Origin of the sequence: Caballeronia sp. GAFFF2, assembly GCF_023631485.1 — a bacterium.
GTDB lineage: Bacteria > Pseudomonadota > Gammaproteobacteria > Burkholderiales > Burkholderiaceae > Caballeronia.
Genome location: NZ_JALQDA010000037.1, coordinates 150,977 through 171,086, shown reverse-complemented (window position 1 = coordinate 171,086; position 20,110 = coordinate 150,977). Strand labels below are relative to the sequence as shown.

The 20,110-nt window shown below is 63.8% G+C and carries 20 protein-coding genes and 1 pseudogene; 16 read left to right on the top strand and 5 right to left on the bottom strand.

Translation table 11 applies throughout. From position 1 onward, the window contains the following. Positions 1–105 precede the first annotated feature (105 nt). The 4 genes from fhuB to NCT04_RS30745 are packed head-to-tail and all read right to left on the bottom strand — an operon-like array spanning position 106 to position 5,459. Entirely contained in the window at positions 106–2,133 is a 2,028-nt protein-coding gene (gene fhuB, locus NCT04_RS30760) for a Fe(3+)-hydroxamate ABC transporter permease FhuB (RefSeq protein WP_250469646.1), read from the bottom strand. Beyond that, on the bottom strand, positions 2,126–3,034 hold the full coding sequence (locus NCT04_RS30755) for an ABC transporter substrate-binding protein (RefSeq protein WP_250469645.1): 909 nt from the start codon (positions 3,032–3,034) through the stop codon (positions 2,126–2,128). The genes fhuB and NCT04_RS30755 overlap by 8 nt, the downstream gene beginning before the upstream one ends. After that, the gene (locus NCT04_RS30750) at positions 3,031–3,846 is read right to left on the bottom strand and encodes an ABC transporter ATP-binding protein (RefSeq protein ID WP_250469644.1); all 816 of its coding nucleotides are present in this window, start codon (positions 3,844–3,846) and stop codon (positions 3,031–3,033) included. Before NCT04_RS30750 ends, NCT04_RS30755 begins: the two co-directional genes overlap by 4 nt. After that, entirely contained in the window at positions 3,843–5,459 is a 1,617-nt protein-coding gene (locus NCT04_RS30745) for a cyclic peptide export ABC transporter (protein WP_250469643.1), read from the bottom strand. Before NCT04_RS30745 ends, NCT04_RS30750 begins: the two co-directional genes overlap by 4 nt. Positions 5,460–5,696: 237 nt before the next feature. On the opposite strand from NCT04_RS30745, the gene NCT04_RS30740 reads away from it, so the two are divergent. From NCT04_RS30740 to NCT04_RS30690, 11 genes and pseudogenes are all read left to right on the top strand, one after another. Next, a complete protein-coding gene (locus tag NCT04_RS30740; RefSeq protein ID WP_244831704.1) occupies positions 5,697–6,494 on the top strand; it encodes an AraC family transcriptional regulator in 798 nt (265 codons plus the stop codon). Positions 6,495–6,782: 288 nt separating this feature from the next. Then, positions 6,783–7,451: pseudogene (locus NCT04_RS30735) on the top strand (methyl-accepting chemotaxis protein); the annotation flags it as partial. A gap of 127 nt (positions 7,452–7,578) precedes the next feature. Next, entirely contained in the window at positions 7,579–8,223 is a 645-nt protein-coding gene (locus NCT04_RS30730; protein WP_250469642.1) for a hypothetical protein, read from the top strand. 290 nt (positions 8,224–8,513) lie between these two features. Further along, the gene (locus NCT04_RS30725; RefSeq protein WP_250469641.1) at positions 8,514–9,482 is read left to right on the top strand and encodes a CobW family GTP-binding protein; all 969 of its coding nucleotides are present in this window, start codon (positions 8,514–8,516) and stop codon (positions 9,480–9,482) included. Between the two features lie 34 nt (positions 9,483–9,516). Next, on the top strand, positions 9,517–10,020 hold the full coding sequence (locus NCT04_RS30720) for a DUF1097 domain-containing protein (RefSeq protein ID WP_250469640.1): 504 nt from the start codon (positions 9,517–9,519) through the stop codon (positions 10,018–10,020). Between the two features lie 28 nt (positions 10,021–10,048). After that, the gene (nthB, locus tag NCT04_RS30715; RefSeq protein ID WP_250469639.1) at positions 10,049–10,792 is read left to right on the top strand and encodes a nitrile hydratase subunit beta; all 744 of its coding nucleotides are present in this window, start codon (positions 10,049–10,051) and stop codon (positions 10,790–10,792) included. A gap of 17 nt (positions 10,793–10,809) precedes the next feature. Beyond that, positions 10,810–11,433, top strand: a complete 624-nt coding sequence (nthA, locus tag NCT04_RS30710; protein ID WP_244831696.1) for a nitrile hydratase subunit alpha — start codon at positions 10,810–10,812, stop codon at positions 11,431–11,433. Between the two features lie 8 nt (positions 11,434–11,441). Continuing rightward, complete coding sequence (locus tag NCT04_RS30705) at positions 11,442–11,789, top strand: nitrile hydratase accessory protein (protein WP_244831695.1); 348 nt, start codon at positions 11,442–11,444, stop codon at positions 11,787–11,789. A gap of 49 nt (positions 11,790–11,838) precedes the next feature. After that, positions 11,839–12,048: a CbtB domain-containing protein gene (locus NCT04_RS30700; protein ID WP_244831694.1), complete on the top strand. Its 210-nt coding sequence runs from the start codon at positions 11,839–11,841 to the stop codon at positions 12,046–12,048. Between the two features lie 13 nt (positions 12,049–12,061). After that, positions 12,062–12,823, top strand: coding sequence for a CbtA family protein (locus NCT04_RS30695; RefSeq protein ID WP_250469638.1), 762 nt, complete (start codon positions 12,062–12,064; stop codon positions 12,821–12,823). Between the two features lie 94 nt (positions 12,824–12,917). Then, the gene (locus NCT04_RS30690; protein ID WP_250469637.1) at positions 12,918–13,916 is read left to right on the top strand and encodes a GlxA family transcriptional regulator; all 999 of its coding nucleotides are present in this window, start codon (positions 12,918–12,920) and stop codon (positions 13,914–13,916) included. Positions 13,917–13,919: 3 nt separating this feature from the next. Here NCT04_RS30690 and zwf read toward each other — a convergent pair whose 3' ends face one another. Beyond that, positions 13,920–15,383: a glucose-6-phosphate dehydrogenase gene (gene zwf, locus NCT04_RS30685; protein WP_250469636.1), complete on the bottom strand. Its 1,464-nt coding sequence runs from the start codon at positions 15,381–15,383 to the stop codon at positions 13,920–13,922. A gap of 233 nt (positions 15,384–15,616) precedes the next feature. Between zwf and NCT04_RS30680 the strand changes: the two genes are divergently transcribed. The 5 genes from NCT04_RS30680 (at position 15,617) to NCT04_RS30660 (ending at position 19,925) form a co-directional block, all read left to right on the top strand. After that, positions 15,617–15,844: a hypothetical protein gene (locus tag NCT04_RS30680; protein ID WP_250469635.1), complete on the top strand. Its 228-nt coding sequence runs from the start codon at positions 15,617–15,619 to the stop codon at positions 15,842–15,844. Between the two features lie 127 nt (positions 15,845–15,971). Then, positions 15,972–17,090, top strand: coding sequence for an ABC transporter substrate-binding protein (locus tag NCT04_RS30675; RefSeq protein WP_250469634.1), 1,119 nt, complete (start codon positions 15,972–15,974; stop codon positions 17,088–17,090). A gap of 22 nt (positions 17,091–17,112) precedes the next feature. Then, complete coding sequence (locus NCT04_RS30670) at positions 17,113–18,048, top strand: ABC transporter permease (protein WP_244831688.1); 936 nt, start codon at positions 17,113–17,115, stop codon at positions 18,046–18,048. Continuing rightward, the gene (locus NCT04_RS30665) at positions 18,045–18,836 is read left to right on the top strand and encodes an ABC transporter permease (RefSeq protein WP_244831687.1); all 792 of its coding nucleotides are present in this window, start codon (positions 18,045–18,047) and stop codon (positions 18,834–18,836) included. Before NCT04_RS30670 ends, NCT04_RS30665 begins: the two co-directional genes overlap by 4 nt. Before the next feature lie 18 nt (positions 18,837–18,854). After that, positions 18,855–19,925 carry an ABC transporter ATP-binding protein gene (locus NCT04_RS30660; protein WP_250469633.1) on the top strand — a complete coding sequence of 357 codons (1,071 nt, stop codon included), beginning with the start codon at positions 18,855–18,857 and terminating at the stop codon, positions 19,923–19,925. Positions 19,926–20,110: the final 185 nt, after the last annotated feature.

Sequence of the window (20,110 nt, the reverse complement as noted above, 5' to 3'; positions counted from 1 at the left end):
GACAAACGGCGTCGTCCCGCTGCATGCGGGCTTGAATCGGATGGGGACATTGGTTGTGTGGTGCGAGGCACGCGCGGCCCCGTTCTATCGACTTCGATGCAACCGTCATGTTTGCCGCGCACCGCGCAGCAGGATCAGCATGACGAGCCACGGACCGCCGAGCAGTGTCGCGACGAGACCGGCCGGAAGTTGCTCCGGATAAGGAATCTGCCGTCCCAGCCAGTCCGCGACGACCATCAGCAGCGCGCCGAGCATCGCTGCGAGGTAGACCTGCGGCAGCGGACGCCGCCCGCCCGAGAGCCGCGCGATATGCGGCGCGATCAGCCCGACGAAGGACAGCGGTCCGACCACGACCGTCGCCGCCGCCGTCGATACCGCCGCGAGCAGCAACAGGCCGAAGCGCGCGCGCCCGACCGGCACGCCGATGCTCGCCGCCACCTGCGGACCGGCGCCGAGCGCCGCCAGCCAGCGCGCGAACAGCGGCGCCACGGCGAGTACCGACATCGCCAGCACGGCCATGAGCAATGCCATCGCCGGCTCGATGTAGTAGGTCGACCCGACCAGCAAATCGAGCAGCACGCCCGCGCGTGGATCGCCGCTCGCCATGACCGCGCCGACGACCGCCTGGAACAGCGCGCTGATCGACAATCCGACGAGCAGCAACCGCTCTGGCGCGAACCGCGCGCGCCGCCCGAGCCAGAGCAGCAAGCCAAGCGTGGTGCACGCGCCGGCCACGCTTCCCGCGAACAGCGCGGCCGGTTCGAAGCTGCCCGCGATCAGCAGCACCGCGACGACGCCGAACATGCCGCCCGAGCCGACGCCGAGCAGGTCTGGGCTTGCCATCGGATTCGCGGTCATGCGCTGCAACAGCGCGCCCGCCGCGCCCAGCAGACTGCCCGCTGCGAGCGCGGCCAGCAGGTGCGGCACGCGCCAGAAGAGGAGCGCGTCGATGTCGGCCGGATGCGCGAGCCAACCGTCCGGTCCGCGCGTGACGACGAACGACAACGCGCACGTGATCGCGAAGAGCGCTGCCCATACGAGCGGCATCGTGCGCACTGCGTGCGGCGCGGTGCCGCGGTCATGCGTTTCGCGGATGTCCGGCGTGGTGCGAAGGCGCGGCAGCAGGACGACCAGGAGCGGCACGCCGATCATCGACGTGACCGTGCCGGTGGGAATCAGATGCGCCGAGAACAGCTCGCCCTGCGAGACGATGCGCACGAGTTCGTCGGTGAGGAAAAGCAGGGCGGCGCCCAAAAGCGGCGCCCACACGAGGCGGTCGCGCAGGCGGCGCGCGCCCGTGAGCCGCGCGAAGAGCGGCGCCGCCAATCCGACGAACCCGATCACGCCGACCTGCGCCACCACGCTCGCCGTGAGCACGACCGCGACCAGCAGCGCCGCGCCGCGCATCCAGCCGACCGCGGCGCCGAGATTGCGAGCGGTGGCATCGCCGGCATCGAAGAGTTGCAGCGGTCGATGCAGCAGCGCCGACGCCAGCGCGCAACCGCCCACGCTCGCCGCAACGCGCGCGGCGCTTTGCCAGCCGGTCTGATCGAGTGCGCCGCCGCCCCAGATTTGCAAGCCTTGCAGCAGATCGAAATGCATGACGCCGATCGCGAGGCTGATCGCGCCGCAGTACAAATTCACCACCATGCCCGCGAGAATCACGGCAAGCGACGACATGCGTTGCAACCATGCCAGGCCGAGCACGAGGATCATTGCCAGCGCGCCACCCGCGAGCGCGATGGTTTCGCGACCCGCTGCGAGCCAGCCCGGCAGCCACACGCTCACGACGGCGAGCCCGAGATACGCGCCGGGGAAGATGCCGAGCGTCATCGGTTCGGCAAGCGGATTGCGCAACACCTGCTGCACCAGCACGCCCGCAAGCCCGAGCGCCGTGCCGCACAGCAGCGTCATGGCGATGCGCGGCAGCACGCTCTCGTGCACCAGCACGTCGCGCATGTCGGTGAGATCGGGCGAAACGAGCGCCTTCCAGAACGATGCGCCGTCGAGCGCGCCATGCAAATGCAACGCGGCGAGGCACGCGGCGGGCAGCATCAGGCCGGCGAAAAGTGCAAGCCGCCAGTCGCGTGGCGGCGCCGACGGGCGAGTGAGCGCGACGCGGCTGCTACGCAAGCCCACCTCCGCCGTTATCGATGATGGCGCGTGCATTCGCCATCGCGGTCGCGAAGCGTTGCATCGAAATCAGGCCGCCGTACGGGGCGATCACCGGCAACACGGCCACGCGCTTCTCGCGGACCGCTGGCAGCGCGCGCCAGAGCGGGCTCGCCGTCAGCGCCGCGCGGATGTCGGGCGCGAGCGGCCGAGTCAACGCGATATCGGCGTCGGCGGCTTCGAGGAGACGGGGCAACGGCACGACGGTGGAACCCATCGCGTTCGTCGTCCAGCGCACGCGCGCAGTCGCGGCGTTCGACAGCCCGATCTTCGCGAGCACATCGTTGAAGAGACTGCCCGCGCCGTACACACGCAGATGCCGCTCGTCGATCACGTCCGCGACGATCACCGGCCGGCCGCGCGGCACGCGCGCCGCGATGTCGCTCATGACGCGCTCGGTCGACGCGAAGAGCGCGTCGGCCCGGGCGCGGGCGTCGAAGGCATCGGCCATCACGCGGGTTTCGGCGCACAGGCTCGCGTAGGGATGCCCGTCGGTCATATACGCGCCGAGCGTAAGCGTCGGGGCGATACGCCGCAGCGGCGCGAGCAGTCCCGCATGCGCGGGCGTGACGATCAGCAGGTCTGGCGCGAGCGCGAGCAGCGCATCGAAATTGGGTTGATAGAGAAGGCCGATATCCGCGACATCGGACGGCAGCGGCGGCACCGCGATCGTGTTCGCATACCACGCGGGCAGCGGAATGCCGACCGGCGCGCGCCCGAGCGCGAGCAGCGTCTCGGTCAGCTCCCAGTTCAATACGACGATACGTCGCGGCGCCGGTCCGGCCACGACGCGCGCGGCGCGCGAGAACGCGAGCAGCGCGGCGGCGCCTCGCAGCAGCGCGCGTCTCGGTGGCGACTTCATGACGGAAAACACATGCGGCGGCCGGTGGACGCATCGGTCGTAACCGACATCGGCACGCCGTAGATGGCTTCGAGCCGCGCCGGATCGACGATGACCGCCGCGTCCTCGCGCATCAGCAGACGCCCCTCGCGCAACGCGACGATCCGGTCGCAGAAGCGCGTCGCCATGTTGATGTCGTGCATGACGATGACAGCGGTCATCGCGCGCTCGGCGCACAGCGTCCTGACGAGTTCGAGCACGGTCAGCTGATGGCCGACATCGAGCGCCGACGTCGGTTCGTCGAGCAGCATGCAGCGCCCGTTCTGCGCGACCAGCATCGCGATCCACGCGCGCTGGCGCTCGCCGCCCGACAGGCTGTCCACGGTGCGGTCGGCATAACAATGAACATCGGCGGCTTGCATCGCCCGGTCGACGTGCGCGGCGTCGCCGGCCGTGAAGCGCCCGAGCGCGCCGTGCCACGGATAGCGGCCGAGCGCGACGAGCTCGCGCACCGTCATGCCATCGGTCGATGGCGTCTGCTGCGGAAGCCAGGCGACTTCACGCGCGAACTCGCGCGTGCTCCAGTCGGCGAGCGGCCGGCCCGCGCATCGGACGACGCCCGTATCCGGCGCAATCTGTCCTGCGAGCAGCTTGACGAGCGTGGATTTGCCGGAGCCGTTGTGCCCGACAAGCCCCGTCACGCGGCCCGGTTCGATATGCAGATCCAGCGGATGCAAGAGCGTGCGCCCGCCCGCCGAGCGCGACACGCCTTCGAGCGAGAAGGCGGGCGGCGTCGCGGTCGCGTACGCCGTCTGGTAGACGTGGCCGTTCATGCGAGCGCCGCCTTTTTCGTGGAACTCACCTGACCGCTGTCGAGCTTGACGATACGATCGGCGAGATCGAAATAACGGTCGTCGTGGGTGATGACGAGCACCGTCTTGGCGCGTGCCTTCAGTTGCGGCAGCAGCACGCGATAGAAGATGTCCTTGAACGCGGGGTCCTGGTCGGCGGCCCATTCGTCGAAGAGATAGAACGGGCGGTCTTCCAGAAACGCCACCAGCAAGGCAAGACGCTTCCTCTGGCCTTGCGACAGATCGAGCGTCGAAAAACGGCCGTTGTCGATGCGCACCTTGTGCTCCAGTTGCAACGCCACGAGCAGCGCGCGCGCCGTGGCCTCGCTGTGCGCGGGCAGGCCGAGCAGCGAATCGAACAAATGGAAATCGCTGAAGACGACGGAAAAAAGCTGGCGGTAAGCGGCGCGATTGCCGTCGTCCACCACCGTTTCGTCGATGACGATGCGTCCCGACTCCGGCGCATACAGCCCGACCAGCACCTTCGCGAGCGTGGTCTTGCCGCTACCGTTGCCGCCCACGAGATAGACGAGTTCGCCCGCCCGGAACGTCAGATCGATAGGTCCGAGCGTGAAAAAACCGTCCTCGGCTTCGCGCACGTAGCGATGTTCGACGCCTTCGAGCGTAATGCTCGCGAACGCGTCGGCGTCGAGCGAGGCGCTTGCGGGCTCGGGCGGCAGGGCTTGTTCGAGCTGATCGACGCGCTCGAACGCGATCCGCGCGCTGCCGATGGCGGGCAGGGCCGCCAGCAATCCTTCGACCGGCATGATGAGGTAAAGGAAGACGAGCGCGTAACCGGACATCACGTGCGCGTCGGCATCGAAGAGACGCGCGAGCACGAAGAGGGTCAGGCCGACGAAGCCGAACAGCAGCAGATTGCCCCAGCTCGCGGCCAACGCGTGCAGCATGTAGCCGCGCGTGCGCTGCGCGCGCACCGCTTCCACATGCGGGGCGAGATCACGCGCGACGAACGCTTCGGCACGCGCGCGATGCAGCTTCAGTTCCTTTGCGCCGTCGAAGAGCGAGCGAAAGCGTTGCAACAGGCCGTCTTCACGCTGCCGCGAAGCGCGCAGATGGAGAAGCGCCCGCGAGCCGATCAGATGCGTGCCGAGCGATCCCGCGCCGATCGCGACGAGCGCGAACAGCAGAATCGGCAGGGACAGCATGCCGAGATAGACGAGACAACCCGCGATCACCGCGCCCTGCATGACGATTGACGGCAGACTGATGAAGAACACGACGATGGTGTCGAGGTCCTGCGTGAGCGCGTTGATGGCGCGCGACGCGCCGCATCGTTCGAGATCGCGGTACGACGCGCCCGCGATGCGGCCGATCGTCTGCAAGCGCAACCTCGCCTTGGCGTGCTGTCCGAGATACATGAACAGCATCTGCGAAACGACCCGCGTGAGAATGACCACGACGCCCAGCGCCGCGAAGCGCACGCCGAGCGTGAGTAGTTCGTCGCCGGTTGCGCGCAGCGCCTGATTGATCAGCGCGACGAGCGCCGCGTTCGCCGCGCCGCTGACGAGACTGACGACCAGCGCGACAGGCAACAACCCGCGCGCGCCGCGGATCGACGAGGCTATCAGAGACACGTGCGCACACCCTCGTTGAAAGCAGCCAAGGCAGGCGGCTGCCCACAAAGCGCATTGGGCGGCAACAAAAATGCGAGAATGCGAACCATTAACATTTCAACCGATGGGTCGGCGCAAAGTGTTGAGTGACGACGAGTTTAGCGTTTCGTCGAAAAATCAGGCCGACACCGGATATCGAATTTCTGACAACTATTGGTGTTTTATCGATAGTTTTTTGCGTACCACTTTTTCGCGACCATGAAAGAGTTCCTGCTCAAACGCTATCCGATCGAACGCGTCCCGCTGTCGCGAGACGTGATGGCGACCCTCGTCGACTATCGTCATGGCGAGCGTATAACCTGGCATCAACACAAGCACGGACAACTGGTGTTCGCCGTGCGCGGCGTCGTGCGCGTGCTCACGCCCTCGCGCACCTGGACGCTGCCGCAGTCGCGCGCAGTTTGGCTGCCATCCGATGTCGATCACGAACTGCACGCGGTCGGCGACACGCAACTATGCAGTGTGTATTTCGAGCCGCGTGTGTTTCCGTGGTCGTGGCATCAGCCGGCCGTGATTGCCGTGTCGCCGTTGATGAGAGAGCTGGCCATCGTGCTGGGCGCCGCGGGCGAGCGATACGCCGAGGGAAGCCATGCCTCGCTCAGCGCGCCGCTGTTGCTGAAGGTGTTGAGAGAGACGCCCGCGCTCGCAGAGCCCGGCGTGCCATTGCCGCGCGATGCACGGCTGCTGCAGATCTGCGAGCACATGATGAACGACCCGGCGAGCGAACTGACGCTCGATTTCTGGGGCGAGCAGTTTCACACCAGTGGGCGAACATTGGCGCGCTATCTGAATGCCGAGACTGGATTGACCTTTGGCGCATGGCGTCAGCAGATACGAGTCGCGGAGGCAATCACGCTCCTTACGCTGGGACAACCTGTGACGCAAGTTTCGAAGAAGCTTGGCTATCGCAGTGCCAGTGCTTTCATCGTCATGTTTCGTCAGGTCACGGGAGAGGCGCCACAACGTTACCTGGCTTCGCGCTCGTCGAGCAGATAAGCGGAGAGCAGGGCGGCTTATGCAGACTTCGAGTTGGAAACTTAGATGTAGATCGCATCATTGCTCGAATGACGTTCGTATAGCTGCGGTCTTCGTTCGGGCCTCGATAGCTGCATGTCGAATGACCGTTATAGCGTTGAAAGCCGTCGTCGTCGGTACGTGGGGGAGAAGGGCGGTTGAGGGTCGTGAAGACTCATGCGCGCCTGCGGACGTTCGATTCAGCGGTGCAAGCCGGCGAATAACCGCAGACGGACGGACTGCAGCCACACGGTTCGTAACCGGGCCGGCAGCTCGGAGCAAGTCGCGCAGATCATCTCGGTCATCGAAGGCATCGCGTTCCAGACCAACATCCTCGCATTGAATGCGGCAGTGGAAGCCGCGCGCGCAGGCGAACAAGGTCGCGGTTTCGCGGTGGTGGCGGGCGAAGTGCGCACGCTTGCACAGCGCAGCGCGACGGCCGCAAAGGAGATCAAGGATCTGATCACCGAGTCCGTGGAGCGCGTGAACAATGGTTCGGCGCTCGTGGACAACGCGGGCCGCACGATGACGGAGATCGTGCAGGCCGTGAAGCGCGTGGCCGATCTGATGGGCGAGATCAGCTCGGCATCGGGCGAGCAGCATCATGGCATCGAACAGGTCAACACCGCAGTCATGCAGATGGATGAAATGACGCAGCAGAACGCGGCGCTCGTCGAGGAAGCATCGGCGGCCGCGCAGTCCATGGCGTCGCAGTCGGCTTCGTTGCGTGATCTCGTCGCTGTATTCAAGGTGGATGCAGCGGCTGCGCGCGCGGTTCCGGTATCCACGGCGGCGAAGCCAACGAGCGCGTCTCGCGTCGCTCTCAAACCTCGCGCTCCAGCGCCGACCAAGCCTCGCGCCTCAGCGAAGACAGCGGCAAAACCTGCGCCGACGCATGCAGCGACTGCGAGCGCGGAAGGGGACTGGCAGACGTTCTGAGAGCGCGAGCGCGTACAGAGGTTGTCCGTCATATAAAAGGCGGCACAACCTCAAGTTCGCATCGTTCAAGCCGTAAACATCGCCAACGCCTGCACGGTAAACATCTAAAACTACAACTGGAACTTCCATGATGAGAAGAGCCGGACTCGCCACGCTGCTTTGCGCCGCATCGATACTGTCGGGCTGCGCAAGCGGCCCCGAAGTGCTTTCGACCGTGAATGCGCGACAGCAGCCCACAAAAGTACGCAGCTTGCTGATCGTGGTGGACAGTTCGCTGTTCGGCGATTCATGGAACGCAGGGGCCGGTAGACATTTTGCGCACACGCTCGGCGACACGTTAAGAGAAACGGCCGGTTCGATTCCTGTGACGCTGCTGCGCCTGGACTCCGAAGCCGATTCACGCGCTCTGCCGAAGATCATCATGTCGTCGCATGCGACGCAGTTGATGCAGGTCAAAGCCGTACGCGTCACGTCGCGCTCGCGCGGCGACACCGAGGCCGTATGGCAAGTCACGCTTTCTGACGTGAAAGCGTCGCTGGTTCCCACCGAGCAGGACCCTTCGCGCTTCAATACGCGTGTCGAGATGAACACGTTCTATCAGCAAAAGATCAGCGCCAGTGTCTCGGAGCACATGGACTTTCTTCTTGGTGGCATCGACAAAAGTGCAGCGGAAACGGGAAACGCTATTGGCGCTCGCTTGCGCGCAGCACATGTGATGACACCTGACCCTGCGGTCGGCGCTGCGCCGTTGGTGTCGTCGAATCCCTCTTAGTCAAAGCGTTTGGCCGCTTCAAGTGCACACCCAAGCAGCACGTCCCGCACCATTCCCGCTCCACCATGCGCCGCCATCGCGCAACGCGGCGCTAACTCGAGCACGCCACCAAACGGCCACTTGTGTCCGTCTCAGCCGCTAGCAACCGAAACGGCCACAAACCCTTCCCAACCCCGCCAACAATCGACAGCACACAGCCACCTCGCCAAACACGGCGTGGAAGTCGCTAAAGAGTCATCCGTTCACAAACCGCGCATCGCTGCGAAGCACGCGCCAAGGATGACTCCGCCATGCAAATCCGCAGAATTCCCACTACCGTCGTCACCGGCTTTCTTGGCGCGGGCAAGACCACGCTCGTCAATCACATTCTCGATGCAACGCGGCCGATGCAGATCGGCATCGTCGTCAACGAGTTCGGCGAAGTCGGCATAGACGGTCAGTTGATCGTCGCCGACGAAGAAGCCGTCATCGAGATCAATAACGGTTGCGTGTGCTGCACGGTCCGCACGGATCTCGTCGCAAGCGTGCGCGATCTGCTTACACGCTTCGGCGACCGGCTGGAACGGCTGATCATCGAAACGTCCGGGCTCGCCGATCCCGCGCCCGTGCTACAGACCTTTCTCGCAGACCCCGACGTGCGCGAACGTCTCGAACTCGAAGCCGTCGTAGCCGTTGTCGATGCAATGCACGCATCCGCCCAGCTTCACGATGACATCGCGCGCGAACAAATCGTGTTTGCGGACCGCATCATCATCAACAAGACGGATGTGGCCGTGCCCGCGAAAGTGGCCGCGCTCGTCGAAGAACTCCGACAAATCAATCCCACCGCGCAGATCGACTTCGCGAACCATTCAGCCGTCGACGTCGATGCATTGCTCGGCGTGCGGAGTTTCTCGCTCGATAACCTGCTCGCCGTCGAACCCGGTTTGCTCGATGAAGAAGGCCACGATCACGAACACGACGACAGTATCGCTTCTTGCGCGATCGTCGTTCCAGGCGCCATTGACGCAAGCCGCTTCAATCAGTGGATCAACCAGCTTGTGCAGACGCAGGGGCAACAACTGCTGCGCATGAAAGGCGTGCTCAACGTGCACGAGGAAGCAAGGCGTCTGCATTTTCATAGCGTCCACATGCTGCTCGATGCGAGCTTCGGCCGCGCATGGAAGCGCGACGAAGCGCGTGAGAACCGCTTCGTGATGATCGGCAGAAACATCGACGCACGCCACATGCGCGATGGACTTCTTTCCTGCATGCATTGACCCATTCATTCATTTCTTATCGAGGAGCACGCGCATGAAAAAGCCCGAAGCATACACATTGAGCATTGGCGTACTGGCCGTCGCGGATACATGGCTCACCGGGACCGTATTTCCCGTACCCGTCTGGGTGACGTTCATTGCATGGGCGTCGTTCTTCGTGCTTGGCGGCGGTCGCGCGGGCCTCGTGAAGAGCGTCGCGTCGAATCTCACGGGGCTGGTCATCGCATCGCTCACGTTGCTCTGCATTGCGACGACGAGCGGTGGCGCGTTTGCGGCGGCGGTGTTCGTCGGCATCGGCAGCGCGGCGATGGTGCAGGCAGCAAAGATCAGATTACTCGATGTCTTGCCGGCCATCGTGTGGGGCTTTGCATCGACGGTCGGCACGACGGTGGCAACAGGCAAGGCGATCACGACCGCTGGCATTGGCAATCCCGCACTCGTGGCCGCAGCGGCGCTCGTGACGGGCGCGGTCTTCGGCTTCGTGTCGGAAGTGGTCGGCGAAGCGCTGTTGTTCAAACGCGAGCATCGGCTGAGCTGAACTCGTTTCTTTACGCACGGAGCACATCGTGAAACTACAGCATCATCTTGGCGGCATCGAAAATCTCGGCCCCGTCAGCACCGAACGGCGCGTGTTCGTGGAACCGTGGGAGACGCGCATCTTCGGTATTCATACCGTGATGATGGCGGAAAGCGCGCATCTCTCCAACGCGCTGCATCGCTATCCTGTCGACACGCTGCCGACGACATTCAAGAACGACTGGACGTGGGCGTCGCTGCGCACGGGCGCGGAAGACATGCAGCCGTTCGAGTATTTCAAGTATCGGTACTACGAGAAGTGGCTCGGCGGCATCTCGCAGTTCTTCGTCGATCAAGGCTACATCTCGGCCGACGAACTCGCGCAAAAGACCGCGCACTACCGCGCGAACCCCGATGCCGCGCTGCCTGGGAAACCCGACGCCGCGCTCACCGCGCAGATCGACGCGTATCTGACGAACGGCGACTCCAGTTATCACGCGCTCGAAAGCGCCGCGCGTTTTGCGAAGGGCGACGCGGTACGCATAGCCGACCCCGAAGCGGTCGATCACACGCGTCTGCCCGGCTATCTGCGCAACAAGACCGGCGTCGTCGATCTCGTGTATCCGGGCGCGTTCTCGTATTTCGTATCGACGGGACCGGACGGTATAGGCGCGCCCATGCCCGTGTATCGCATTGCGTTCGATACCGCCGACATCTGGGGCGCCGACAAGAGCGAAGCGAACACCACCCTTTATGCCGACTTGTACGAAGCCTACGTACAAGCGGCCAACTGATCCGGAGCCACCGCAGCATGAGCCAACTCTTTGAATTTCCCGACGACCGCGAAGCGTCGAGCGCGGCAAAGGTGCGCGCGCTGGAAGCATTGTTGATCGAGAAGGGCGTGATCGCGAGCGATTCCGTCGATGCCGTGCTCAAGCACTTCGAAACCATGGCCGGCCCGTTCAATGGCGCGAAGATCGTAGCGCGCGCATGGACCGATCCGGAGTACAAGAAGCGCCTCGTCGACGACACACCGAAGGCCATCGCGGAGCTTGCACTGCCGCTCGGCATGACGGGTGCGGAAGGCGAGCACATGGCCGCCGTCGCCAACGACGAGAACGTGCATAACCTCATCATCTGCACGTTGTGTTCGTGCTATCCGTGGCCGGTTCTCGGCTTGCCGCCGTACTGGTACAAGGACCCCGTGTTTCGTGCACGCGGCGTGCGCGAGCCCCGTGCCGTGCTGGCGGAATTCGGCGTGAACGTGCTTGCAGACAAGGAAGTGAAAGTGTGGGACAGCAGCGCGCAAATCCGCTGGTTCGTCGTGCCCGAGCGTCCCGCCAACACGGAGCACATGAGCGAAGCGGAACTCGCCGCGCTCGTGACGCCGGAATCGATGATGGGTGTCGCCCTCATCGAAGCGCCCACGACCTGAGGCCCGTCATGTTCACTCGATTCGAGGAATACGCGGCGACGTCGATGCTCGGCGCGCCCGATTCGCCGCCGCGTCTCGACGGCAAGCTGTTCTTCACCAACCGCTGGGAGCGCGATGTGTTCGGGCTTGCGCTGTCGTTATCGAAAGCGGGCTGCTTCGAGTGGGAGGACTTCCGGCAGAGCTTGATTGCATCGATTGCACAGTGGGAAGCTATCGGTTGCATCGACCAGCCGCGCTGGGACTACTACGAACGCTTTCTCGAAGCGCTTTTGAACGTGGTCGAAACGAGCGGCGTGTTGTCGCGCGATGAACTCCTGAAGGTCGTGACGGCGCGGCGCGTCAACGTTGACGCCTGAGTCTTGCGCATCCATCCAATCATCATCATCGATTCAAACGAGGTCTTCAATGAACGACGCTATTGCTTTTCCTACCGAACCGGTCACGCCAATCCCGTTGCGCGAGCTACTACCCTGGATCGTGTTCGGCGGTCTCTTGATGTTGCTCGCGCTGTATTTCGTCGGCGCGGAAGAGGGCGCGACCTCGATCGTGTCCGGCATGTACGTTCACGAGTTCGTGCACGATGGACGCCATCTGCTCGGCTTTCCCTGTCATTGACGCGGAGACGATCATGGTCGGCAAACTGTTGATGCGCGGCATGCTCGCGGGCGTGGTCGCGGGACTGCTTGCGTTCGGTTTCGCGAGAGTGGTGGGCGAACCGCAAGTCGAACGCGCGATTGCAATTGAAGAGCACGCGCACGCCGCTCACGGCGATGCGCCCAAGCCCGAACTCGTCAGTCGCGAGACGCAGGCGGGCATGGGCTTGCTGACGGGTGTCGTGGCCTATGGCGCGGCTTTCGGCGGGCTCTTCGCGCTTGCCTTCGCATATGCGTGGGGCAGGGTGGGCAAGCTCGGCGCACGGCCGCTTGCCGCGTGGATGGCGCTTGCGGCGTTCGTATCGCTCGTCGTGGTGCCGAGCCTCGTCTATCCGGCGAATCCGCCATCGGTCGGGGACCCGGAAACCATCGGTTATCGCACGGCGCTGTTCTTTCTGACCATCGCCATCTCGCTTGCGATCATGCTGTTGTCGCTCAACGTGCGCAGTGTCGCGGCGAGGAAGTTCGGGCAGTGGAACGGAACGCTCGTCGGTATTCTCGCGTTCGGCGTCATGCTTGCCGTGATGATCATCGTGCTGCCCGGGATCGACGAAGTGCCGGCCGGCTTTCCCGCCACGCTGCTGTGGAAGTTCAGGATGGCGTCCATCGGCATGCAGGCGATCGTCTGGACGACCATTGGCGCGCTGTTCGGTGTGCTCGCCGAGCGTAGCGAACTCGCCGGCGCTCGCCAGCCTCGCAAGGCACCGGCTTTCGCGCCGGCGGTGCGCAATCGATGACATGCGCGACCGCGTGTTTTTGGGCGGTTAGACTAATCGTTCAGGGCGACGGTGTTCCGCCGCCGCCCGCTTTCAGACGGACACCAAAACTCCGATGAAACGCGTCAAGGTCGGCATGCTCGTCTTTCCCGGGTTCCAGTTGCTCGATATCGCCGGGCCGAAGGACGCCTTTGCCGAAGTCCGCGTGTTGAGCAAGGGCGAATGCGAGTACGAAATGATGACGGTCGGCACCACGCGCGGCAGCGTGCAGTCGTCGAGCGGCCTCACGACCGTACCGGACCGCACCATCTTCGACCGCTGCCCGGAGTTCGACACCATCATCGTTCCGGGCGGGCTCGGTATCTTCGACGCCTTCGACGATCCCGCGCTCAGCGAATGGCTGCGCGCGCAGCACAAGCAGTGCCGCCGCGTATCGGCGATCTGCAATGGTCTCTTCGCGCTCGGTTCGGCGGGACTGCTCGACAACAAAGTCGTGACTACGCACTGGATGGACGTGCCGCGGCTCGCCGCGACGTTTCCGCGCGCGCGGATCGAGCCGGACCACATCTTCGTTCGTGACGGCAACATCTTCACGACGGCGGGCGTCACGGCGGGTATCGACTTGTCGCTCGCAATGATCGAAGACGACTTCGGCCGTCAGATGGCGCTGGATGTCGCCAAGTATCTGGTCGTTTATCTGCGGCGCGCGGGCGGTCAGTCGCAGTTCAGCCCGCTCCTTGAAACGCAGGCCGCGCCCGGCTCGCAGACCATGGCACTGCAGGAGTTCATGCTCGACAACCTGCATGTCGCACATACAGTGGCATCGCTTGCGGACCGCGCGCATATGAGCGCGCGCAATCTCTCGCGCATCTTCGCCAAGGACTGCGGCACGACGCCGATGACCTTCCTTGCCAATGCGCGCATCGACGCGGCGCGGCACTATCTCGAAGCCACGGAATTGCCGATGCGGGAAATCGCGCGCCGCTGCGGCTTCGAGGATACCGACGGCTTTCGCAGAACCTTCTTTCGGCGGCTCAGTATCAATCCGGTGGATTATCGCGACCGGTTCAGATCAAAAGCCGACACGGTTCAGGCAGCCAACGGACGCGCCTGAGGATCAGCTTCCGAGCGCGTTCGGATCGCGCCAGGCACGCTCGAACGGCAGCCGCCAGGCACGCGGCGCGACGAGCTGATGAATCGCATTCGGCCCCCACGAACCCGGCGCGTAAAACCGCACGGGCGGCGGCGATTCGAGCAGCGCCGTGGATACTTCCCACAGCCGCTCGATGCCTTCCGCAGTCGTGAACAGCGTGCGATCCCCGCGCATGGCGTCGAGAATCAGGCGCTCGTAGGCTTCCAGCACTTCGCCGATCAAGCCCGTGTCGCGCATGGCGAACTGCAGGCTCAGTTTGTCGAGACGCATGCCGGGGCCGGGCCGCTTGCCGTAGAACGAGAGCGACATCTTCGAGGCATCGGCGAGATCGAAGGTCAAATGGTCCGGTCCCTGCGAACCCACGCCCGAACCTGCCGGAAACATGCTCTTCGGCGGCTCGCGAAACGCAATGGAAATGATTCGCTGGCCTTCCGCGAGCCGCTTGCCGGTGCGCAGATAGAAGGGCACACCCGCCCAGCGCCAGTTGTCGATCGAGCATTTCAGCGCAATGAAGGTCTCTGTTTCCGACTCGGCGCTCACGCCTTCCTCGGTCCGATAACCCGTGTACTGACCGCGCACGACATCGTTAGGTTGAATCGGCAACATGCTGCGAAAAACCTTGTTCTTCTCCTCGCTGATAGGCGAAGGTTCCAGCGATGTGGGCGGCTCCATTGCCATGAACGCGAGAATCTGGAACAGGTGCGTGACGACCATGTCGCGAAACGCGCCCGTCTGCTCGTAGAAGCCCGCGCGCTTGCCGAGGCCGAGCGTTTCCGGCACGTCGATCTGCACGTGATCGATGAAATTGCGATTCCATATCGGTTCGAACAAGCCGTTGGCGAAGCGAAATGCGAGGATGTTCTGCGCCGGTTCCTTGCCGAGAAAGTGATCGATGCGAAAAATCTGCGCCTCTTCGAAGACCTCGTGCAAGTGAGCGTTGAGCGACACGGAACTTGCCAGATCGGTGCCGAAAGGCTTTTCCATGATGATGCGCGAGCGTTCCACGAGTCCCGCTTCATGAAGCATGCCGACCGCCGAAAGCGCGGCGTTGGGCGGAACGCTCAGATAATGCAGGCGCCGGCATTCGCCGCCGAAGCTTTTCTCGGCGTTCAGGACCGCCGCCTTCAGCGTTGCGGCGCCGGCTGTCAGGGGCACGTAATCGAGATTGGCGCCGAACGTGTCCCACTCTTGCGGCGTCACCTTACGACTCGAAAACTCGTCGAGCGCGCCTTTCGCCGTGACGCGGAAGTCGTCCACGTGAATGTCGTCGAGCGCGACGGCAATGATCTTGCAGCCGGGGATGAACCCCGCATTCGACAGATGGAAGAGGCCAGGCAACAGCTTGCGTCGTGCGAGATCGCCCGTGGCGCCGAACAGCACGACCACTTGCGGAAACTTCGGACCTACGCCTGCGGAGATCTTGGCCATCGTGCGAATCCTCGGTGGGTTGTCACGGCTCTTCAGCAACAGCGTCGCGTCTCATGCGTTCCGACAGTGTCAGTATCGCTCAGGCGTGCGCGATTCAATAAAGCGCATTCGAAGCGCGTTCGCGCGTGGTCCACATTGCGGGATCGTGAATCACGTGGCTCGTGTTCCCACGATGGGTCGGGCTGCCATGCATCGACGAGTCGGCCGATAAAGAGCCGCACCTTCGGACTCGGATGCCGTCGCGTGGGATACGCGCTAATGGGCACGCCCTCGGCGCCAAGCCGGAACGCAGCGGCGCGAGCGCGATTGCGCTCGGTTCGCTCGGTGGCGGCGCGGTCGTCGAACATCTCGGCATTGCTTCGACGATGCACTTCAGCGCGATCCTCGCGGCGCTGAGTCCGATCGTGGTCGCGACGTTCGGCACGCGCCGCGCGCCGCCCAGCGAGCCTCCAAGGAACTGAAGGGTGCCGCCGGTGCCGCGCATGGAGCCGGCTTTTTTGGCGGCTTGCCAAACGCGCTGATTGACTTTAGCCTGCATCGGCAATCGGCGGAACTCATCAACGCAATACCTTCCGGTATAGGACAAGAATGACGATGAAGCGTATCGGGACAGGCCGTGTTTTGTGCATCTGCGCCACGGCTGGATTGGCCGCGGGCAGCATCGGTCAGGCTGTGGCGGCGCCAACGGATGCGCTCATCGCAGCCGCGAAGCAGGAAGGGCAGTTGACCACCATCGCACTGCCGCATGACTGGTGCGGTTACGGCGCGGTCATCGCCGGGTTCCAGAAGAAGTACGGCATTCACGTCAACGAACTCAACCCCGACGCAGGCTCGGGCGACGAGATCGAAGCGATCAAGGCCAACAAAGGCAACAAGGGACCGCAGGCACCGGACGTGATCGACGTCGGCCTTTCGTTCGGCCCGACGGCGAAGAAAGAAGGCTTGTTGCAGCCGTACAAGGTGTCGACGTGGAGCGCGATTCCCGCTGAATCCAAGGACGCCGAAGGCTACTGGTACGGCGATTATTACGGCGTGCTTTCATTCGAAGTCAACACCGACATGATCGACAAGCCGCCGGCCGACTGGAGCGACTTGCAGAAGGCCGACTATCGCAACGCGGTTTCGCTCGCGGGCGATCCACGCTCGGCGAATCAGGCCATTCAGGGCGTCTATGCGGCGGGCTTGTCGCAGACCAAGGGCGACGCAAGCAAGGCGGATCAGGCAGGACTCAAATTTTTCGCCGATTTGAACAAGAGCGGCAACTTCGTGCCGGTGATCGGCAAGGCGGCGTCGCTGGCGCAAGGCACGACGCCGATCATCGTGCGCTGGGACTACAACGCGCTCGCCGACCGCGACACGCTCAAGGGCAACCCGAAGGTGCAGGTGATCGTGCCGAAGACGGGTGTCGTGGCGGGCGTTTATGTTCAGGCGATCAGCGCGTTTGCGCCGCATCCGAACGCCGCGAAGCTGTGGATGGAATACCTCTATTCCGACGAAGGCCAACTCGGCTGGCTTGCGGGCTATTGCCACCCAATGCGCTACAACGAACTCGTGGCGCAGAAGAAGGTGCCGCAGGCGCTGCTCGACAAGCTGCCGCCCGCATCGGCGTATAAAGGCGTCGTGTTCCCGACGCTGCCGCAACAGGACGCCACCAAGGACGTCGTCACCAAGGGCTGGGATCAGATCGTCGGCGCGAACGTGAAGTAAGCGTGACGCACGAGATCCTGCAATGAGCGTCTCTCCTCCGCAAGGCGCCGGGCCGGATCTGCTGGCGCCGGCCGCGCCCGTGCCGCCGGCCGGTGCCGCGCGCGCAAGCGGCGGCGCGAGTTGGCTCACGTATATCGGCGTGTTGCCGTTCTTCGTGTTCGCGCTGCTATTCCTTCTGCTGCCCACGGGCTTCTTGATGGTGGGCGCGTTCCAGGACCCGCAGGGACACTTCACGCTCGTCAATTTCCGCGAGTTGTTCCAGCCGGGCGTGCTCGATGCCTACTGGATCAGCATGAAAGTCAGCGCGGCGTCGGCCGCGGGCGGCGCGATACTCGGCTCGCTGCTCGCGTGGGCGGCGGTGAAAGGCCAGTTACCCGCATGGATTCGCCCGACGCTCATGACCTTCTCCGGCGTGGCGTCGAACTTCGCGGGCGTGCCGCTCGCGTTCGCTTTCATTTGCACGTTGGGGCGCGTGGGTCTCGTCACCGTGCTGGCGCGCAAGTACCTCGGCTTCAATCTCTATTCCACCGGCTTCAGCATTCTGAGCTTCGCCGGACTGACCATCACATACCTGTATTTCCAGATTCCGTTGATGGTGCTCATCATCACGCCCGCGCTCGACGGTCTGAAGCGCGAATGGCGCGAAGCCTGCGATTGCCTCGGCGGGACATCGGCGCAGTACTGGCGTTATGTCGGCTTGCCGGTGCTGTGGCCGAGCTTGCTGGGCGCGGCGCTGCTCTTGTTCGCCAACGCGTTCGGCGCGGTCGCCACGGCTTATGCGTTGACCGGCAGCTCGCTCAATATCGTGACCATTCTGCTGTACGCGCAGATTCGCGGCGACGTGCTGCATAACCAGAACCTGGGTTACGCGCTCGCGCTCGGCATGATCGTGGTGACGGGGCTTTCGAACGGCGGCTATATCTGGTTGCGTGCGCGCGCCGAAAGGGGACGCCGATGAAATCGCAGTCGCGCGCGGGCGCCGCCATCGCGATGATCGTCGGCTCGCTATATTTTTTGATTCCGCTGATCGCCACATTCGAGTTCAGTCTGCGCATGCGTCGTGGCGAATACAGCTTCGACGCGTATCGCGTCGTACTCGGCGATCCGCATTTTCAGGCGTCGTTCGGCTATTCGGTGCTGATGGGCTTTCTCACCATCGTGATCGGCGTGCTGCTCGTGGTGCCAACCGCTTACTGGGTGCAGCTGCGCTTGCCGAAGCTGCGCCCCGTGGTCGAGTTCATCACGTTGCTGCCGCTCGTGATTCCAGCCATCGTCATCGTGTTCGGCTATCTGCGCATCTACAACAGCAGTTCGATCCTGCCGCTCACCGGCAACGAACGCGCGACCGACCTTTTGCTCGTGTTCGGCTATGTCACGCTGTCGCTGCCGTATATGTATCGCGCGGTCGACGCCGGCATGCGCGCCGTCGATATCCGCTCGCTCACCGAAGCCGCCGAATGTCTGGGCGCGGGCCGCGCGACCATACTTTTCAAAGTGATCTTCCCGAATGTGCGCTCGGGCATTCTGTCGGGCGCGTTCCTTACTTTTGCGGTCGTCATCGGCGAGTTCACGCTCGCGAGCCTGCTGGATCGTCCGGCGTTCGGCCCGTATCTGCAGTTGATCGGTGCGAACCGTGCCTACGAGCCGTCGGCGCTCGCGATCATCGCGTTCGTCGTCACCTGGGCCTCGATGGGGCTGATCCAGGTATTCGGTTCGGCGCGCGCGCTGGCCGGCCAGAAAACTTGAGCCTGAGGCACGCGACGCATGGCATTTCTCGAAATCGACAATCTTCACAAGGCGTTCGGGCCGAACATCGCGCTGCATCAGTTCGACATGAAGATCGAGCGCGGCGAGTTCATTACGTTCCTCGGTCCTTCTGGATGCGGCAAGACGACCGTGCTGCGCATGATCGCGGGCTTCGAGACGCCCACGCGCGGCATCATTCGTCTCGATGGCCGCGACGTCACGCATCTGCGTACGCGCGAACGAGCCGTCGGCATGGTGTTTCAATCGTATGCGCTCTTTCCGAACATGACGGTGGCGCAGAACATAGGCTTCGCGCTGCGAGTGGCGAAGCGTCCGCAGAAGGAGATGGACGAGCGCGTGGCGCAAATGCTCGAACTGATCAAGCTGCCGCATCTTGCCGAGCGTTATCCGTGGCAACTGTCGGGTGGCCAGCAACAGCGCGTGGCGCTGGCGCGCGCGCTTGCGAGCAAGCCGCAAGTGTTGCTGCTCGATGAACCGCTGTCCGCGCTCGATGCGAAGATCCGCGTCTCGTTGCGCGAAGACATTCGCGCGTTACAGCGCGAACTTGGAATCACGTCGATCTTCGTCACGCACGATCAGGAAGAGGCGCTATCCATTTCGGATCGCATCGTCGTGATGAACGAGGGGCGCGTCGAACAGGTCGGGCCGCCGCTCAACATCTATAACTTTCCGCGCACGCGCTTTGTCGCCTCCTTCGTTGGCACGCTCAACATTCTTGCGGGCCGCGTGATCGATCCCGCGACCGGACGCATGGCCGTGGACGGTCAGGAACTCGTGACGTCGCGCCAGTTGCCATCGGACGATGCCGGCCGGGAGCGGCTTCTCGCGTTGCGTCCCGAAGCGATCGTGCTGGAACCGCCCGCGAGCGGCCGCAATTCGCTGGCGGCAACCGTCGAGGAAATCAGCTTCCTCGGCGCGGTGGTGCGTATCCGCGCGCGCGTGAAAGACGCGGTAGTCTCGCTCGATGTCTTCAACGACCCGAACCGGTTGCTGCCCGAACGCGGCCAGCCGGTCGCGCTCGGCTTTTCGCACGAGAATCTCCTCGTGCTTGACGAGGACGCGCGTTAGGCAACGCGCCAAACGTGCCGTTGCGCAGCGCACCAGCGTCGCGGCGCCGTTCGGCGGGCGCGAGACTCGATCCTGTCGCTGCATTGCGGCAAGCGTAGCGGATATATATGCGATGCATCGATGCCATCGCCGCGCATTTCGATTCCGGCAATTCAAACACCTTGCATGGCGGATTACGCCAATGC

Excerpts from the sequence above, each read along its gene's own strand:
- NCT04_RS30665 (WP_244831687.1), top strand. The coding sequence starts at position 18,045 with ATGAAATCGCAGTCGCGCGCGGGCGCCGCCATCGCGATGATCGTCGGC.
- NCT04_RS30675 (WP_250469634.1), top strand. The coding sequence starts at position 15,972 with ATGACGATGAAGCGTATCGGGACAGGCCGTGTTTTGTGCATCTGCGCC.
- NCT04_RS30755 (WP_250469645.1), bottom strand. The coding sequence starts at position 3,034 with ATGAAGTCGCCACCGAGACGCGCGCTGCTGCGAGGCGCCGCCGCGCTG.
- NCT04_RS30660 (WP_250469633.1), top strand. The coding sequence starts at position 18,855 with ATGGCATTTCTCGAAATCGACAATCTTCACAAGGCGTTCGGGCCGAAC.
- NCT04_RS30750 (WP_250469644.1), bottom strand. The coding sequence starts at position 3,846 with ATGAACGGCCACGTCTACCAGACGGCGTACGCGACCGCGACGCCGCCC.
- NCT04_RS30725 (WP_250469641.1), top strand. The coding sequence starts at position 8,514 with ATGCAAATCCGCAGAATTCCCACTACCGTCGTCACCGGCTTTCTTGGC.
- NCT04_RS30700 (WP_244831694.1), top strand. The coding sequence starts at position 11,839 with ATGAACGACGCTATTGCTTTTCCTACCGAACCGGTCACGCCAATCCCG.
- zwf (WP_250469636.1), bottom strand. The coding sequence starts at position 15,383 with ATGGCCAAGATCTCCGCAGGCGTAGGTCCGAAGTTTCCGCAAGTGGTC.
- NCT04_RS30690 (WP_250469637.1), top strand. The coding sequence starts at position 12,918 with ATGAAACGCGTCAAGGTCGGCATGCTCGTCTTTCCCGGGTTCCAGTTG.
- NCT04_RS30680 (WP_250469635.1), top strand. The coding sequence starts at position 15,617 with ATGCCGTCGCGTGGGATACGCGCTAATGGGCACGCCCTCGGCGCCAAG.
- NCT04_RS30695 (WP_250469638.1), top strand. The coding sequence starts at position 12,062 with ATGGTCGGCAAACTGTTGATGCGCGGCATGCTCGCGGGCGTGGTCGCG.
- NCT04_RS30740 (WP_244831704.1), top strand. The coding sequence starts at position 5,697 with ATGAAAGAGTTCCTGCTCAAACGCTATCCGATCGAACGCGTCCCGCTG.
- NCT04_RS30705 (WP_244831695.1), top strand. The coding sequence starts at position 11,442 with ATGTTCACTCGATTCGAGGAATACGCGGCGACGTCGATGCTCGGCGCG.
- nthA (WP_244831696.1), top strand. The coding sequence starts at position 10,810 with ATGAGCCAACTCTTTGAATTTCCCGACGACCGCGAAGCGTCGAGCGCG.
- NCT04_RS30670 (WP_244831688.1), top strand. The coding sequence starts at position 17,113 with ATGAGCGTCTCTCCTCCGCAAGGCGCCGGGCCGGATCTGCTGGCGCCG.
- NCT04_RS30720 (WP_250469640.1), top strand. The coding sequence starts at position 9,517 with ATGAAAAAGCCCGAAGCATACACATTGAGCATTGGCGTACTGGCCGTC.
- NCT04_RS30730 (WP_250469642.1), top strand. The coding sequence starts at position 7,579 with ATGATGAGAAGAGCCGGACTCGCCACGCTGCTTTGCGCCGCATCGATA.